Annotated in this window: 12 protein-coding genes; 4 read left to right on the forward strand and 8 right to left on the reverse strand. The window is 52.5% G+C overall.

From position 1 onward, the window contains the following. Nucleotides 1-7: 7 nt before the first annotated feature. Nucleotides 8-2611 carry a bifunctional aconitate hydratase 2/2-methylisocitrate dehydratase gene (acnB, locus tag HZS79_RS12525; RefSeq protein WP_179928047.1) on the reverse strand — a complete coding sequence of 868 codons (2604 nt, stop codon included), beginning with the start codon at nucleotides 2609-2611 and terminating at the stop codon, nucleotides 8-10. Between the two features lie 527 nt (nucleotides 2612-3138). On the opposite strand from acnB, the gene HZS79_RS12530 reads away from it, so the two are divergent. Further along, the gene (locus tag HZS79_RS12530) at nucleotides 3139-3795 is read left to right on the forward strand and encodes a MiaE family protein (RefSeq protein WP_179928048.1); all 657 of its coding nucleotides are present in this window, start codon (nucleotides 3139-3141) and stop codon (nucleotides 3793-3795) included. A gap of 30 nt (nucleotides 3796-3825) precedes the next feature. Further along, nucleotides 3826-7731 (forward strand): ATP-binding protein, encoded by a 3906-nt coding sequence (locus HZS79_RS12535; RefSeq protein ID WP_179928049.1) that lies wholly within the window; start codon nucleotides 3826-3828, stop codon nucleotides 7729-7731. Between the two features lie 2 nt (nucleotides 7732-7733). Here HZS79_RS12535 and HZS79_RS12540 read toward each other — a convergent pair whose 3' ends face one another. The 4 genes from HZS79_RS12540 to queC are packed head-to-tail and all read right to left on the reverse strand — an operon-like array spanning nucleotide 7734 to nucleotide 10199. Further along, nucleotides 7734-8015: a YkgJ family cysteine cluster protein gene (locus tag HZS79_RS12540; protein WP_179928050.1), complete on the reverse strand. Its 282-nt coding sequence runs from the start codon at nucleotides 8013-8015 to the stop codon at nucleotides 7734-7736. Next, on the reverse strand, nucleotides 8012-8845 hold the full coding sequence (locus tag HZS79_RS12545) for a 6-pyruvoyl trahydropterin synthase family protein (RefSeq protein ID WP_179928051.1): 834 nt from the start codon (nucleotides 8843-8845) through the stop codon (nucleotides 8012-8014). Before HZS79_RS12545 ends, HZS79_RS12540 begins: the two co-directional genes overlap by 4 nt. Continuing rightward, on the reverse strand, nucleotides 8845-9489 hold the full coding sequence (gene queE / locus HZS79_RS12550; RefSeq protein ID WP_179928052.1) for a 7-carboxy-7-deazaguanine synthase: 645 nt from the start codon (nucleotides 9487-9489) through the stop codon (nucleotides 8845-8847). The genes HZS79_RS12545 and queE overlap by 1 nt, the downstream gene beginning before the upstream one ends. Further along, a complete protein-coding gene (queC, locus tag HZS79_RS12555; RefSeq protein ID WP_179928053.1) occupies nucleotides 9489-10199 on the reverse strand; it encodes a 7-cyano-7-deazaguanine synthase QueC in 711 nt (236 codons plus the stop codon). The genes queE and queC overlap by 1 nt, the downstream gene beginning before the upstream one ends. 206 nt (nucleotides 10200-10405) lie before the next feature. Between queC and HZS79_RS12560 the strand changes: the two genes are divergently transcribed. Both HZS79_RS12560 and HZS79_RS12565 read left to right on the forward strand, forming a co-directional pair. Then, nucleotides 10406-10822, forward strand: coding sequence for an SRPBCC family protein (locus tag HZS79_RS12560; RefSeq protein ID WP_179928054.1), 417 nt, complete (start codon nucleotides 10406-10408; stop codon nucleotides 10820-10822). Next, entirely contained in the window at nucleotides 10815-11477 is a 663-nt protein-coding gene (locus HZS79_RS12565) for a TVP38/TMEM64 family protein (RefSeq protein WP_162219591.1), read from the forward strand. Before HZS79_RS12560 ends, HZS79_RS12565 begins: the two co-directional genes overlap by 8 nt. A 14-nt stretch (nucleotides 11478-11491) precedes the next feature. Here the strand turns inward: HZS79_RS12565 and HZS79_RS12570 are convergent, their stop codons facing one another. From HZS79_RS12570 to HZS79_RS12580, 3 genes are all read right to left on the reverse strand, one after another. Beyond that, the gene (locus tag HZS79_RS12570) at nucleotides 11492-11731 is read right to left on the reverse strand and encodes a DUF2789 domain-containing protein (protein ID WP_162219590.1); all 240 of its coding nucleotides are present in this window, start codon (nucleotides 11729-11731) and stop codon (nucleotides 11492-11494) included. 81 nt (nucleotides 11732-11812) lie between these two features. After that, entirely contained in the window at nucleotides 11813-12886 is a 1074-nt protein-coding gene (locus HZS79_RS12575; protein WP_179928055.1) for an asparaginase, read from the reverse strand. A 53-nt stretch (nucleotides 12887-12939) separates the two neighbouring features. Next, complete coding sequence (locus tag HZS79_RS12580; RefSeq protein ID WP_162219588.1) at nucleotides 12940-14139, reverse strand: MFS transporter; 1200 nt, start codon at nucleotides 14137-14139, stop codon at nucleotides 12940-12942.

Genomic DNA, 14139 nt, shown 5'->3' on the forward strand with positions numbered 1-14139 from the left:
AAGAACGTTAAGCTTCTTGAGCAACCGGAATCACGTTCGAGGCGATTTTCTGATACTCCTCGATTTCGTGGAAGTTCATGTAACGATAGATCTCACCAGCAAGGGCGTCAAACTCACCCATGTAGCGCTGGTATTCTTCTACCGTTGGCAGTCGACCTTCCACGGCAGCAACGGCTGCAAGTTCCGCTGAAGCGAGGTAAACATTAGCACCATCGCCTAAGCGGTTAGGGAAGTTACGTGTAGACGTAGACACAACGGTACTTTTTGCCGCAACGCGCGCCTGGTTACCCATACACAATGAACATCCCGGCATTTCCATGCGGGCACCTGCACGACCATAGATGCCGTAGTAGCCTTCTTGTGTGAGCTGGTGCTGATCCATCTTGGTCGGCGGAGCCAGCCAGAGGCGTGTTTTAAGGCTACCCGCAGGCTGTTTTTCCAGCAATTTACCCGCCGCACGGAAGTGGCCGATGTTGGTCATGCACGAACCGATAAACACTTCATCGATCTTTTCGCCAGCAACATCAGACAGCAAACGAGCGTCATCAGGGTCATTCGGAGCACATAGAACCGGCTCTTTGATTTCGCTGAGATCGATTTCAATGACTTCGGCATATTCAGCGTCTTTATCAGCACGCATCAGGCTTGGGTTTGCCAGCCATGCTTCCATGCCTTCGATACGGCGGCTGATAGTACGCTCGTCGCCGTAACCGTTAGCAATCATCCACTTCAGCAGTGTGATGTTGGATTTCAAGTACTCAGCAACGCTCTCTTCAGAAAGCGTAATCGTACAGCCAGCTGCACTGCGCTCGGCAGATGCATCGGAAAGCTCGAAGGCTTGCTCGACGGTCAAATCTTCCAGACCTTCAATTTCTAGTACGCGGCCAGAGAAGGCATTTTTCTTACCGGATTTCTCGACGGTTAACAAGCCTTCCTTGATAGCGTATAGCGGAATAGCGTGGACTAGGTCGCGAAGGGTCACGCCCGGCTGGCGCTTGCCTTTGAAGCGAACGAGCACGGATTCCGGCATATCTAGCGGCATAACGCCAGTAGCTGCGGCAAAGGCTACCAAGCCGGAGCCTGCTGGGAAGGAAATGCCGAGCGGGAAGCGGGTGTGGGAGTCGCCACCGGTGCCGACCGTATCGGGCAGCAGCATACGGTTCAGCCAGCTGTGGATGATGCCGTCGCCAGGACGCAGAGAGACGCCGCCGCGGTTCATAATAAAGTCTGGCAACGTGTGGTGCGTGTCCACATCAACAGGCTTCGGGTAAGCAGCTGTGTGGCAGAAAGACTGCATAACTAAGTCTGCTTGGAAGCCCAGGCAAGCGAGGTCTTTCAGCTCGTCACGAGTCATCGGGCCAGTCGTGTCCTGAGAACCGACAGTCGTCATCTTCGGTTCACAATACATGCTAGGACGAACGCCTTCTAATCCACAGGCTTTGCCGACCATTTTCTGAGCCAGGGTAAAGCCTTTGCCAGTATCGGCAGGCTGATCAGGCAGGCGGAAAACGTCAGACTGCTCAAGACCCAAGGACTCGCGCGCTTTGCCAGTCAGGCCGCGGCCGATGATAAGCGGAATACGGCCACCTGCGCGTACCTCATCCAGAATCAGCTGGGTTTTCAGCTCGAAGGTGGAGAGCACTTCATCGGTACCGTGCTTACATACTTTGCCTTCATACGGGTAGACGTCGATCACGTCGCCCATTGCTAAGTTGGCTACGTCCATTTCAATAGGCAGCGCGCCCGAATCTTCCATCGTGTTAAAGAAGATTGGAGCAATTTTGCTGCCAAAGCAGAAGCCGCCCGCACGCTTGTTGGGTACGTAGGGCATGTCATCGCCGAAGAACCACAGTACAGAGTTCGTGGCAGACTTGCGTGAAGAGCCGGTACCTACTACATCGCCCACGTAGGCAACTGGGAAGCCTTTCGCTTTAACGTCTTCAATTTGTTTCAGCGGGCCCGTCGTGCCGGGTACTTCTGGCTCAATCCCTTCGCGCTCATTTTTGAGCATGGCATTAGCATGTAGCGGGATATCTGGGCGCGACCAGGCGTCAGGCGCAGGAGAAAGGTCATCAGTGTTAGTTTCACCCGGAACCTTGAAGACCGTCAGGGTGATTTTTTCTTCTAGCGCAGGCTTGGAAAGGAACCACTCTGCGTCTGCCCAGGATTGAATAACGTCTTTAGCGACGGCATTGCCTTTTTTCGCGCGCTCTTCAACATCATGGAAGGCGTCGAACATCAGCAGGGTATGTTTAAGTTGCTCGCCTGCTTCGCGGGCAAGTTCTTCGTTATCCAGCAGCTCTACCATAGAGACGATGTTGTAACCGCCTTGCATGGTACCGAGCAGCTTAACAGCGTGAATTTTATCAATCAGCGGAGAGGAGGCTTCCCCTTTAGCAATAGCAGTCAAGAAACCTGCCTTCACATAAGCGGCTTCGTCAACGCCAGGGGGAACTCGGTTGGTGATCAGGTCAAGAACAAACTCCTCTTCACCCGCCGGCGGGGTTTTCAGCAGCTCGATCACAGCAGCGACTTGCTCGGCGTTTAGGGGTTTGGGCGGTACGCCCTCTGCAGCGCGTTCCTCGACATGTTGGCGGTAAGCTTCAAGCACGTTGGGGCCCTCTCATCTTCTTAATGGTGGCGAACGCATACCCACACGGTATTGAGTATGTGCCCGTACACGTGACATACGCTTGACAAACAGCGTCTGGTGGATGAGCTGGATTCTACGGGAAACTGTCGACAATGTTAAGACGACAAGCCCCAGTGGGCGTTGTACTTTATGTTGAGGTCATGGTTTAGAGTTTCTCGAAAACGCATTTTTTTCTTAATAGGCACAAAAATTGGAAGATTTTTACCAAACAGGTGTAATAACGAGTGAGTGTAGGTGTGATTATGATGATGCCGCGTTACCATACTGTTCACTGATAGAGTCGTATCTTTTGCTAGTGCGGCAGCTAGGCTTGCAGGCGTATGTATTGAAGTGTGGAGCTTCAATATAAGCGTATCTTTATATTAGTAATGTGCTATACAAAAGGGTAGGTATGGCTTTATATGGTTTGCGGCAATGATAGGGAACAAGCGCCAAAGGCGTTTATATGTTGTACAATAGTGAGATAAGTGCTTGGTCATGGTGTTATGTTAATACAATTAAACGTTTTGCAGTACGCAAGTCATTCGCTGCAAGCAGATGATTTGCTTCCGGAAAGTATTCATCAGTTTCTTGCTTGCCCAACGCCTGATGCATGGCTGCAATGGGCATTAGCGAATCCTGAGACGCTTCTTATCGATCACGCCCAGTGTGAAAAAAAGGCAGCATCCACAGCGATGAGCTTGCTCTATCGTTACGTTGACCAGCCGCTATTACTGAGCAAAATGTCGCAGCTCGCAAGAGAAGAGCTGCTGCACTTTGAACAGGTAGTGGGGTTGATGGAAAAACGAGGCGTGTCCTACCTGCATCTTACTGCCTCGCGCTATGCCGAAGGGCTTCGCAAGCATATGCGTAGTAATGATCCTGAGCGATTAATCGATGTATTGATTATCGGTGCGCTCATAGAGGCACGCAGCTGTGAACGATTTGCGCGATTAATACCCTATCTAGATGAGGAGCTTGCCAAATTTTACCGTACCTTAGTGAAGTCCGAAGGTCGTCACTTTGAGGACTATCTGCTGCTTGCAAGACAGCAAACAGTGAAGTCGATTGATGACAGAATCGCCTTCTTTGTGGCGCGTGAAGCGGAGCTGATTACTTCGCCAGATACGGCTTTTCGTTTTCATAGCGGCGTGCCGGCTTAAGCCGCCGTTAGTCAAGGCAGGATGTGTATCATGCCCGATGCTCGTGAGACAGACCAACTGACCCTTTTTGGCCATTTCTCCTTAACACAAGGGGAAGATGTGCTGACGCACTTCAGTTACGACAAAGTGAAAGCCCTGCTGGTGTATTTGCTTTTGCACCGCCAGCCGGTAAACCGAGCCTCACTCGCAGAGTTGCTGTGGCCAGATCAGGGGCTGTCATCGGGCAGGACGAATTTGCGTCATGCGCTGCACTGTCTTCGCCAGTCCATGGGGGATAATGCGGAACAGGTACTAAACGTATCCCGTCAGACAATCGCCTTTCAGTTGCCGCCTAACTGGCGGGTAGATTTGCATGAGTTGCAGCAGTTATTAGAGGGGCCGCGCGACTTAGCCAACCTTGAAGCCATTATGTCCTGTTATCAGGGCGATTTAATCGAAGAGCTTCAGCTTGCGAATTGCAGCGAATTCCAACGCTGGCTGGTTCAGGTGCGCAATGAGTGGCGTCAGCGCGTTATTCGCTTTGCTGAACAGGTGCTGGATGCTCACACCGATGTGCCCGACACTATACTGGAAGGCCTTGTCAGCCGTTTCTCAGGCTATGGGCCGTTTCATGAGCGGTTGGTTCGTCAGTTGGCCGAGCAGAACCAAATGGCAGCGGCTCATGAGCAATACAATAGCTATTTACAGCTATTAGCCCTTTCTGGCCAGCAGCCGGAACCAAGCTTTCTTCAACTGGCTAATTACTGGTCAGATGGTCACCACGACCCACGGGCGATGAGCCCGCAAGGTGCATTTTCTCGTGTGTTAGCGGCAGATAGTAAACCCCTGCGGGAAGATGAGATTGAGTTACGCCAACTATCTGTGATGGCGATTCGGCTGAGATTGCAAGGTGACTGGCAAGATCGTGCTGCAACACGAAATTGTTTGGCGCTTCAACTAGAGCTTCTCCGCTGGCTGGAGCAACAGTGTCATCACTTAGGTGGTTTTTGGCTGCCTGGCGCAACGGGGGGGTTAGGGTTGGCCTGTTTTGGCACCCATGGCCCTGCTCATCAATTGGCAGAGTTGGTTGCGCTTTATGAACACTGTCGCCAAGCGTTGCCTCAAGAGTCACAACGGCACTGGACGGGAGAGGGGGCTCCGCCTAAGTTCGAGCTCGCCGCGGGCCTTAATAGTGGCAGAGTGGTTTATCTTCCTGAGCGTCAGTTAGCGGATCCGCTTGGCCAGGTCACACAGACATCGCTGGAACTGATGAGTGCGGCTGAGGGTAGTGAGCTGGTGATTTCTCAAGAAGCCAGCCAGCATATGCCGCCTGCCCTTGATTTGCAGCCTCGTCTAGTGTCCCGCTTGGTAGCAAGCGACGGGCGTGTTCGATTAAGGGCGCTTGTGCTGGGGCTAAATGAAGGCGGTCGGGACGCCTTGCCGCCAAGTCTGGTAGGTCGCGAAACCTCATTGCGCACCCTACGTGATGCCCTCGCCAGGGCTGGTATCGGTTTACGTCAAAGTGTCTTGGTTCGCGGCGCGTCGGGTATGGGTAAGTCAGCGCTGATGGTAGGGTTTCGCCAGTTAGAGCTGAGTCGCGACGCGGCCATTTGCTGGCAGCCCACTACCCGTTTATCCGTTTTAGAGCCGTATGGTGTCGCGCGGACATTGCTTGCGTGGTACCTAGAGGCGACGCCAACCTGCGATACAGTTCGCCAGCTGCAAGAGACGCTCTCATCTGAGCCTTTGGATGATGAGCGTCAGCAACTGTTGGAAGAAGCATTAGGCGTGCGTGATGTGCAAGAAGTCGCTCAGCTAACGCAGAATGGTGAGGCTGTGGAGCTAGTGGTGCGCTTGCTGCATCGCTTAATTGATCATCAAGCAAGTGCTAAAACGCTTGTACTGATGATTGATGATCTGCAGTGGCTAGACGAGCCTTCTTTTAAAGTGCTGGGAGGGCTACAAGCGCGTTTGCCTATCAATACAGCCTTTATGCTGGTGGCGAGTCATCATGGTCGGGAGCCGCTGCCTGTTAAACTTCATTGGGATCAGCAAATTAGCCTAGGGAAGCTTGATGCGTTGCAGTCTTCGCGTTTGCTCTCACAGCTATCTCGCCGTTACCGCATTCACCTCAGCCCGCGGCTTCGCAACCAGATCATTGAGCGTTGCGACGGTGTTCCTCTCTACATGCAAGAAATTTGCCGACGCCTGGATATGGATCGCCGGGAAGGTCGCAGTGTCCAGTTTGATGAATTGCCGAAAGGGTTGCTGGGGCTGCTGGCCAGTCGTATTGACCAGCTTGAAGGGGATCGTGAAATTGCCCACGTGGCGGCGGTACTAGGCAAACGTTTTCGCCTTGATTTCCTGCTGGAGAGCAGTGGTTGGGAAAAACCGCGGCTTACGCAGGCCATCGAGCATATGCGGCTGTTAGAGATTATTGAGCCGATTGATAAAGAAGGCGGTGAGCAAGAGTATCAATTTAGCCACCAATTGCTTCAAGAGGCGGCCTACCTCTCATGCCCAAGGGACGTGCGAGTTAAGCTGCATCAACAGGTGGTTACGTTAATTGAAGAGCGTTTCCCTGTATGGATTAGTCGACATCCCGGCGACTTCGCTACCCACTTGCGTCGAAGTGGCCACTACGCAAGGGGAGCCCGTTACTTTGAGCTGGCTGCCCGTGAAGCACTAAAGGTCAGTGCTAATCGCACGGCACTGCGAATGGCCGATTTTGGCCTTGCTAGCCTGCGTCATGTTGACCATCAAGTTGAACGAGAAGTCAGTCTACTAACCGTCAGAGGGCAGGCTGCATTTGCCCTCGAAGGACACGGCTCTCCCACTGCCCATGAGAGTTTTGTGCGCGCCAGAGAGCTGCTGCGCCAATCTGGCTGCGATACGCTTGATGACCCTGAAGATTTGGAACAAGTCTTCTTGGTTAAATGGGGGCTGTGGGTAGGGCGAAGCCAGCGCTATGCCCATGCAGATGCGTTTGCATTAGCCTCAACACTTGCAGATATTGCCGGACGCTTAGACGATCCGCGTTACAAACGGCTTGCTGACTACGCGCGTGCTCACTGTGAGTATTGGGCAGGACGGATTCAGCAGGCGCATGATCACTTAGATGAAATTGATCCTCTCAATGCGCCAATGATGATCGAGTGGCTGCCGTTCTCTGATCATCCGCAAGTAACGGCTGCCTGTTTCCAAGGGTGGGCACTGTGTTTGCGTGGCGACTACCAACGTGCAGAGCGGCACGTGTCTTCAGCAATTCGGTTAGCGGAAAAGATTGGCCATCCAGGGACGCTTGCCATGGCGTTGATGTTTGCCACGGCGCTATACCGCCAGCTGGGGCATGTGCATTTGGCGGCAAGACACGCTGAACGGGCGGCGGCAATGACCGGCACGCCTGATTTGCAGTTGTGGCAAATTTCCGCTCAAGGGGTTCTAGGCTGGCAGCGAGCGCTTGCAGGTGATCATGGTGGTCTGGTGCAAATGCGCGATAGCCTGGATCAAATGGCTGAACTGAATGGACGAGATCGCTATCAACGTCCGGTGTTATGGTATTCGGACGCGTGCATTGAGCTTGGTGAGCTGAAAGCGGCGGAAGATTATCTCGACCAGTGCCTCGTTATTGCTCGTGAACGTACAACACTATTTTTGCCGGAGTTGGCGACGCAGCTGGCTAGAGTACGAGACTTACTTGGCCACCCAGCGAACGAAGTAAGAGCATTGGCTGAAATGGCAATTAACCAAGCCCGAGAGCATGGAAACCGTCACCAAGAGCTTGCTGCGCTAGAGTTATGGCTGACCCGTATCGCACCAGATGACTTGCATGCGAAAGAGGCGTTTCGCTGCTTATTAAGTGAGGTGAGTCACAGTGATGCCCCTGTGCTGGTACGCTGGGTTAGTTTGCTTGATAGGCGCCTACCTCACATGGTAAGCATGGAAAACGAAACCTGAGGTTAGGCGGTCGTTGACTCCAGCCAACCAAGTGTGGCGAGTGCCTGATCACGATGCTCGCCACAAATTTCTGTGTCGAAGTTGAAGCGTTCGCAAACGGCAGGGCGGCTTGGGTCACCAAAAAGCCTGCATAAATTGCCATCGTCTAGCTGCACGCACCGAACCCCTGCTGGTTTGCCATTGGGCATCCCAGGTATGTAAGAGCTAATTGAGGGGGCGATGCAGCAAGCACCGCAGCCTGCTCGGCAGGCTGCGGTATCTTTTGCAATTATTTGGCGACTCATGGCGATGCTGTCGCCGTTGCGCCTTTATCAATTCCCTCAAAGGCCTGAACCGTCGTGTTATGGCCGCTATGCTCAGCAATGCTCTTAGCAAGCCACAAAGCGATGTTTTCTACCGTTGTTGGCTTTGGCAGTACGCAGCAACGCTCTGCCGGCAGCGTCATACAAAATGTCCCCTGTGCCGACTGATAACGACAAATTAACTGATCATCCGTTTGGCTATGAATATCGTCAGCCTCAAGCAGATATCGGTTGTTGAGCCATTCCGCCCAGCGTTGTTCAAGCGCAGGCTGACGTACTTGATGTTGCCACACATACAGGCGCGAGCGATGTCCGTGGGCAATTCGCTGGCAATTGCCTAAGTGCCGTTTTAGCCCGTGAGTATAACCATAAGCAGCACCATCAATGTGTTCGTCACTGAGCGTTAAGGTCACGCGGTGTACGTTCTCTGGCCGCTGTTCGGTTAACTGAGAGCTAAGATAGTCGGTGACTTGCTCCAGAGTGATAGCATCCCAGGGAAATAGGCTAAAGGCTTGCGCTGGGCCGCGCACTTCCATCGCGAAAGGGGTTGTTGTGGTGATGCAAAGCCCCTCGTCGCACTCTTTAACGTCAATGCCGGGGGCGTTGATAGGTATGAGCAGTGTGTGGTCAAGGCCGCTATCCAGTGTGCGCTTGATCCATGGTTTAACCTCCCCAAAATCGAACAACATACCGTCTTCGCCTAATTCGCCATCTAACTCCGCATCTACCTGCCAGCTGCAGCCTACTAATCCGTTGGTAGGGCACCATAATGTCACATCGATATGACTTAGGTGGTTAACAAATAACGCCATTACTCAAATCCTGCAATTTTGTGCGTTTGAAGTGATAAACGCCATTGTGGGTGAGCCATGCAATAGGCAGTGGTTGCCTGGGTCGTCTCAATATTTTGATTCGGTACACCATGATCCATGGGCTGTAAAAAGAAATGGTTAAAGTCTAAATCAGCGAAATTCGATGGCGGTGCTGTGGATTGGGGGAAAACCAGCTTTAGTTCATCACCCTGAGTCACTGCTAATGGATTAGCACCTTTGGGGCTGACGCATAGCCAGTCGATTCCTGGCGGCGGTGCCAAGGTGCCATTCGTTTCAACGGCAACTTCAAAGCCATAACTGTGCAGCGTCGCGATCAAGGAGGCGTCTAGCTGTAGCAAGGGCTCGCCACCGGTGAACACAACATAGGGAGTGGCCCGTCCGGCATGGATAGGCCAAAGGGAATTAATATGATTTGCCAGTGCTTTTGGTGTGGCAAAGCGTCCGCCATTTATGCCGTCTGTACCGATAAAGTCAGTGTCACAAAAGGTGCATTGCGCACTAGCACGATCGTCCTCACGACCCGACCAGAGATTGCAGCCGCTAAAACGGCAAAATACGCTTGCTCGGCCTGCCTGAGCGCCTTCGCCTTGCAGGGTGTAAAAGGCTTCTTTGACGTGATACATCAGCGAGCCACCTGCTGGGAGTCTGTTTCATAGGCAAGTGGGTCAACGGTATTGTTGGCGGCAAACGCCGCTAGACGCTCACGGCAGCTGCCACATTTCCCGCAGGCAAGCTCGCGTCCTGCGTAGCAAGTCCATGTTTGCCGATAGTCTAGCCCCATGGCTAATCCGTCACGTAGGATTTGGGCTTTGCTGGCTTGTAAATAGGGTGCATGAAGTGTCACAGGCTCAAAGTTGGCGATGCCTGCAACATGGTTCATTGCCTGAACAAATTCCGGACGACAATCAGGGTAGAGAATATGATCGCCGCCGTGAGCACCATAATCGACTCGTTCAGCCCCAACGTTTACTGCTTTAGCAATCGCTAATGATAGCAGAATCATGTTGCGATTGGGCACGACAGTCGCATGTAGGTTGTCGGCGCTGTAGTCACCCTCAGGCATGGCTATGGTTGGGTTGGTTAACGCTGAGTTGTCGATAAGGCCGTGAATGGCGCGAATATCGACGACCTGATGAGGAATGCCCAGCCTCTGACAGACCGCCGTTGCGACGTCTAGTTCGCGTGAGTGGCGCTGGCCATAATCAAAGGAGAGGGCGTGAATGTTGTGCCCTTCTCTAATGGCACGGTGAAGGACGGTATAAGAGTCCATACCGCCGGAGTAAATAACAACGATGGTTGACGCGTTCGCGTCATCGGAAAGGGATAGCGACATGATAAGTACTCATTGGTCGGAGAATTTGTTAATTGCTTTTAGCATGGTGCTAAGCTAGGTTCCGGGGTCCGGTCCGGAAGGGCGGCAGTTTACGCAATGTGAGCTTTTCTGACCAGCGATTGCCACGATTGCTAGGATGTTTGATCCAGTGTGTATGCGTGGTTTGGCATGTTAAGCTATTGCATCCAGCCGTTAGAGATTGACTCATGGCCACCATAGAACATTCTGTAATCGTCAGCGCGTCTCCGGAACGAGTGTTTGAGCTATTGCATCGAGTTGAAGATTTTGCTGACTACTCTGACTTGATCCTGTCGATTGATATGTTGGGTGATAATCGTTATCGCTGGCATGTGCGTGCGGTTGGTATGGATTGGTCGTTTGATGTTGAGGTGACAGAAATCAGTCCCCCTTATGTATTAGCGTGGGAGTCGCTGGATGGCGTCAGGAATCAAGGACGTTACCAGCTCCGAGCTGTACCAGAAGGGACAGAAGTTTCGCTTACTCTCCAGTATGAGATCCGTAATCGGTTAATGGAGAAAGCCGTAAATAGAGCCGCAAGGCCGCTTGTGGGTAAAGTTAGCAGACAGATTCTTGAACGGGTAGAAGCGCGGTTAAATGAATAATTTTTCGAAACACTCTTGGCGCTGGGCGGCAGGTTTTGCGGTAGTGGCAATGCTAGCTTATGTATGGTTATGGTACTCACCCGACTTGATGGCCGTAAAACGTTGGGCGGCAACTATGTCGCATCATCCCGTTGTTGTAATCGGTGTGATGGTGACGATGGCCATTACGCTGGCGATTGGTTTGCCGGGCAGTATCGGCTTATGGCTGATTGCGCCTTTTTACCCCCCTTTAATTGCAACGTTAATGTTGACGCTGAGCAGTGTGGCAGGAGCGTGGGGTGCTTATCTGTTAGCAGCCCGAGCTGGAGGGCGCTGGCAGCCAAAAGGGTTAACGCTGAAGGTAATGGATATGCTGAAAGCGAGAAGTGATCTTCTAACGCAGTGTGCACTTCGTGTATTACCAGGTTTCCCCCATTCGGTAATTAACTTTGCAGCAGGGTTGGGGCGCATCTCTCTTAAACGCTATTTATTGGCGGCGGCAATAGGGCTATCGATAAAGTGGGCTGTGTACAGTAGCGCTATCTACGGCGCACTCGAAGCGATTGAGGAAGAAAACGCCTTGCAAGTTGAGGTGATTTTGCCATTGGTAGCGTTGACCATTTTATTGTTAGTGGGTGGTTGGTATAGGCGCCGCGTTGAGGCGGCGCGCCAGTAATAGAGGGCGAGTGATTAGGCGTCTTTATGCATTGAGGCGTCTAAGTGGTCAACGACTTCTGCCCAGTCTGCATCCTCTTCTACGGCCTCGCGTAGAAATTCAGCTTGTCCTTCATTCCAGCAGGGGGCGTCTGCAAGCGGCATCTCTGTCGGTAACGGAGAGTTCCGCTGAATAAAGCGTTCTATAGATTCGGCGTCTGAACGCAGACCAAGCTGTTCAAATAGTTCACTAAAATGGTGTACAGGCTGTTGCATGCGGCATGCTCCTTTGCGTTAGTTTACTTATGTTTAAACATAGCGTGTATGAGCGACTATGCCAGCGGCTATTACCTATCCTTAACGCTCACCGACCAACGGTGTTAAAAAGCGTTCGCGTTGCTTGTCGATGGACAGAGGCTGAGCAAGCAGGTGGACCAATTTAGTGAATGCAGCCTCAGGCGTCATATTCTCTCCTGATAGTAATCCCGCCTCAGCTAAGCCATGGCCAGCTGCATAAGCGCCTAAGTGGATGCTTCCTTGAGGGCACTGGCTGATAGCAGCCAGCAGCTTTCCTTCGCCACTCGCGTTAGCGATGATATCCAACAAACCTGGGGTGTTGGGTATGTTGCCTGACCCCCAAAGCTGAAAAAGAGCACCTTTTACCCGAGAGTCGTTGAGTAGTGATGCGACTTGCCAAAGTGATATTCCTGGCCACAGCACGATTCTAATAATTTCCCCATTCGCGACGCACTGATAGTCAGAGAGCTCGAAACGCGGTGCTCCTCGCTGTTGATAAGCGAGACCTCTGCTTGGGTAATAGATAAAGTCATCACCCACGCGTTCGCCAATCAGCGGGTAGCTTGGCGAGGTAAAGGCATCAAGCGCTTCGCTGTGCTGTTTAATTGCCCGTGACCCACGCAGCAGGCGATTTGCAAAAAAGATCGCCACCTCTCGTAGTTCAGCACTGGCAGCAAACCGCAATGCGCCATACAGGTTATCGAGAGCATCACCGTTGGCAGTCTCAAGCGGATGCATCGCCCCGGTTAATACGACTGGGCGATCCAGCCCCTGTAACTGGTATGCAAGGCTTGCAGCCGTCCAGCTTAATGTGTCTGTGCCATGTACGACAATGAACCCCCGGTAGAGAGTGAGCTGGTTGGCAATATCCTTGGCTAACTGTTGCCAGGTAAGCGGAGTTGCAGCACTGGAATCAATCAACGACGTGTAGCTAACGACATCATAGGCAGGGATGGCATGTTGATGCGCCAAAGGCAGTTGGCTTAATGCCGTTGCCATGCGCTCGCTAAAATTCCCCCCAGGTGTCAGGCCTTCTACGTGCTGTTGCATGCCGATGGTGCCGCCCGTATAGATCACTAAAATGCGTTCTTGGGTGGGGGCGGTGTTTACCAAGGGAGATGAAGTCGAGCTCATAGTTATTTCCTGAATTGAGCGTGTCTAAATAGGTATGCATGGGTCGTGGGTGGTCAGAGGCGGTGTACTAATAATTCTCCGCTTTGATCATCAAGCCATCGGTTACGACCCGCTAACAATGCAAACCCGCAACAGAATGCAATCATTAAGATAAGCAGCCAGGTTATATGAACAATTTCCGCACCCGCTTGAAGCATTAAACCAACCCCAAAAGGCCCCAGAGCCGCTAGGGTGTAGCCACCCCCTTGAACTAAGCCTGAAAGCTGCCCCGCAAGTCGTGAGTTAGCCGTTCTTAATACTAGCAAGCTCAACGCGAGGCTAAAGCTGCCTCCCTGGCCAATGCCAAGTAGGACGGCTCCCGGCCATTTCCACGTGAGAGAGGCAGTTAGAAGCATCCAGAGCCCCAGTGCGGTACTCAGCATTGCTAATAATAATGCCGGACGCTGATCACTGCTTAATCGTGCAAGCCAAGGTGCGCTTAATGCCGACCCCAATTGACACATGATTGAAACCGCCATGGTCCATCCTGCCGATGCCTCATCATAGCCTCGATAGACCAGTAACGTGGGAAGCCACCCAAAGACAATGTATGCCATAGATGACTGAATACCCATAAACAACATGACATGCCAAGTGAGCGGTTTTCGCAATAGCTGTGAAAGTGACGAGGATATTGGCGGGTGTTGTGGCGTGCTTTGGGTGCCAGGGGCATTGGTGAGCCATAGCGCTAGCGCAAAAAGTGCCAGTAGCGACCAGCTCATTAAGCTCAGTTGCCAACTGCCTAGCCAATGCATGAGCGGTACGCTAAGGCCTGCACCCAGCGCGCCCCCGAAGCATAGCGCCATGGTATATAGTCCCGTTAACACATCGGCACTTTCTGGGAGCTCTCTTTTGACCAACGCAGGGAGGAGTGTGCCACCGATGCCAATTGCGCTTCCAGCCATGGCTGAGCCAATAAAAAGCACGCCGGGAAGCGGTAGCCCTCTGATGATTAACCCGCAAGTTAGCAATAGTAGTGCAGTGCTCAAAGCGCGCTCGCTACCTATCTGTTTAGCCAGAAGGGGGGCGAGCGGGGCAGACAAACCAAGAAAAAGAACGGGCAGCGTGGTCAAAATGCCAGCCGCAGCGGGGCTTAACCCAGCCATTTCTTGTAATCGTGTGAGCAACGGCGCCACTGACGACATAGCAGGGCGTAAGTTAAGCCCTACTACGAACATTAGAACAATGAATGTCAGTGCGCGACGAGAAGCCAT

It is taken from the genome of Vreelandella zhaodongensis (assembly GCF_013415115.1).
GTDB classification, from domain to species: domain Bacteria; phylum Pseudomonadota; class Gammaproteobacteria; order Pseudomonadales; family Halomonadaceae; genus Vreelandella; species Vreelandella zhaodongensis.

What these genes read in the sequence shown, in the direction of transcription:
- HZS79_RS12530 (WP_179928048.1), top strand. Translation starts at nt 3,139, where the DNA reads ATGTTAATACAATTAAACGTTTTGCAGTACGCAAGTCATTCGCTGCAA.
- HZS79_RS12535 (WP_179928049.1), top strand. Translation starts at nt 3,826, where the DNA reads ATGCCCGATGCTCGTGAGACAGACCAACTGACCCTTTTTGGCCATTTC.
- HZS79_RS12540 (WP_179928050.1), bottom strand. Translation starts at nt 8,015, where the DNA reads ATGAGTCGCCAAATAATTGCAAAAGATACCGCAGCCTGCCGAGCAGGC.
- HZS79_RS12545 (WP_179928051.1), bottom strand. Translation starts at nt 8,845, where the DNA reads ATGGCGTTATTTGTTAACCACCTAAGTCATATCGATGTGACATTATGG.
- queE (WP_179928052.1), bottom strand. Translation starts at nt 9,489, where the DNA reads ATGTATCACGTCAAAGAAGCCTTTTACACCCTGCAAGGCGAAGGCGCT.
- queC (WP_179928053.1), bottom strand. Translation starts at nt 10,199, where the DNA reads ATGTCGCTATCCCTTTCCGATGACGCGAACGCGTCAACCATCGTTGTT.
- HZS79_RS12560 (WP_179928054.1), top strand. Translation starts at nt 10,406, where the DNA reads ATGGCCACCATAGAACATTCTGTAATCGTCAGCGCGTCTCCGGAACGA.
- HZS79_RS12565 (WP_162219591.1), top strand. Translation starts at nt 10,815, where the DNA reads ATGAATAATTTTTCGAAACACTCTTGGCGCTGGGCGGCAGGTTTTGCG.
- HZS79_RS12570 (WP_162219590.1), bottom strand. Translation starts at nt 11,731, where the DNA reads ATGCAACAGCCTGTACACCATTTTAGTGAACTATTTGAACAGCTTGGT.
- HZS79_RS12575 (WP_179928055.1), bottom strand. Translation starts at nt 12,886, where the DNA reads ATGAGCTCGACTTCATCTCCCTTGGTAAACACCGCCCCCACCCAAGAA.
- HZS79_RS12580 (WP_162219588.1), bottom strand. Translation starts at nt 14,139, where the DNA reads ATGGCTTCTCGTCGCGCACTGACATTCATTGTTCTAATGTTCGTAGTA.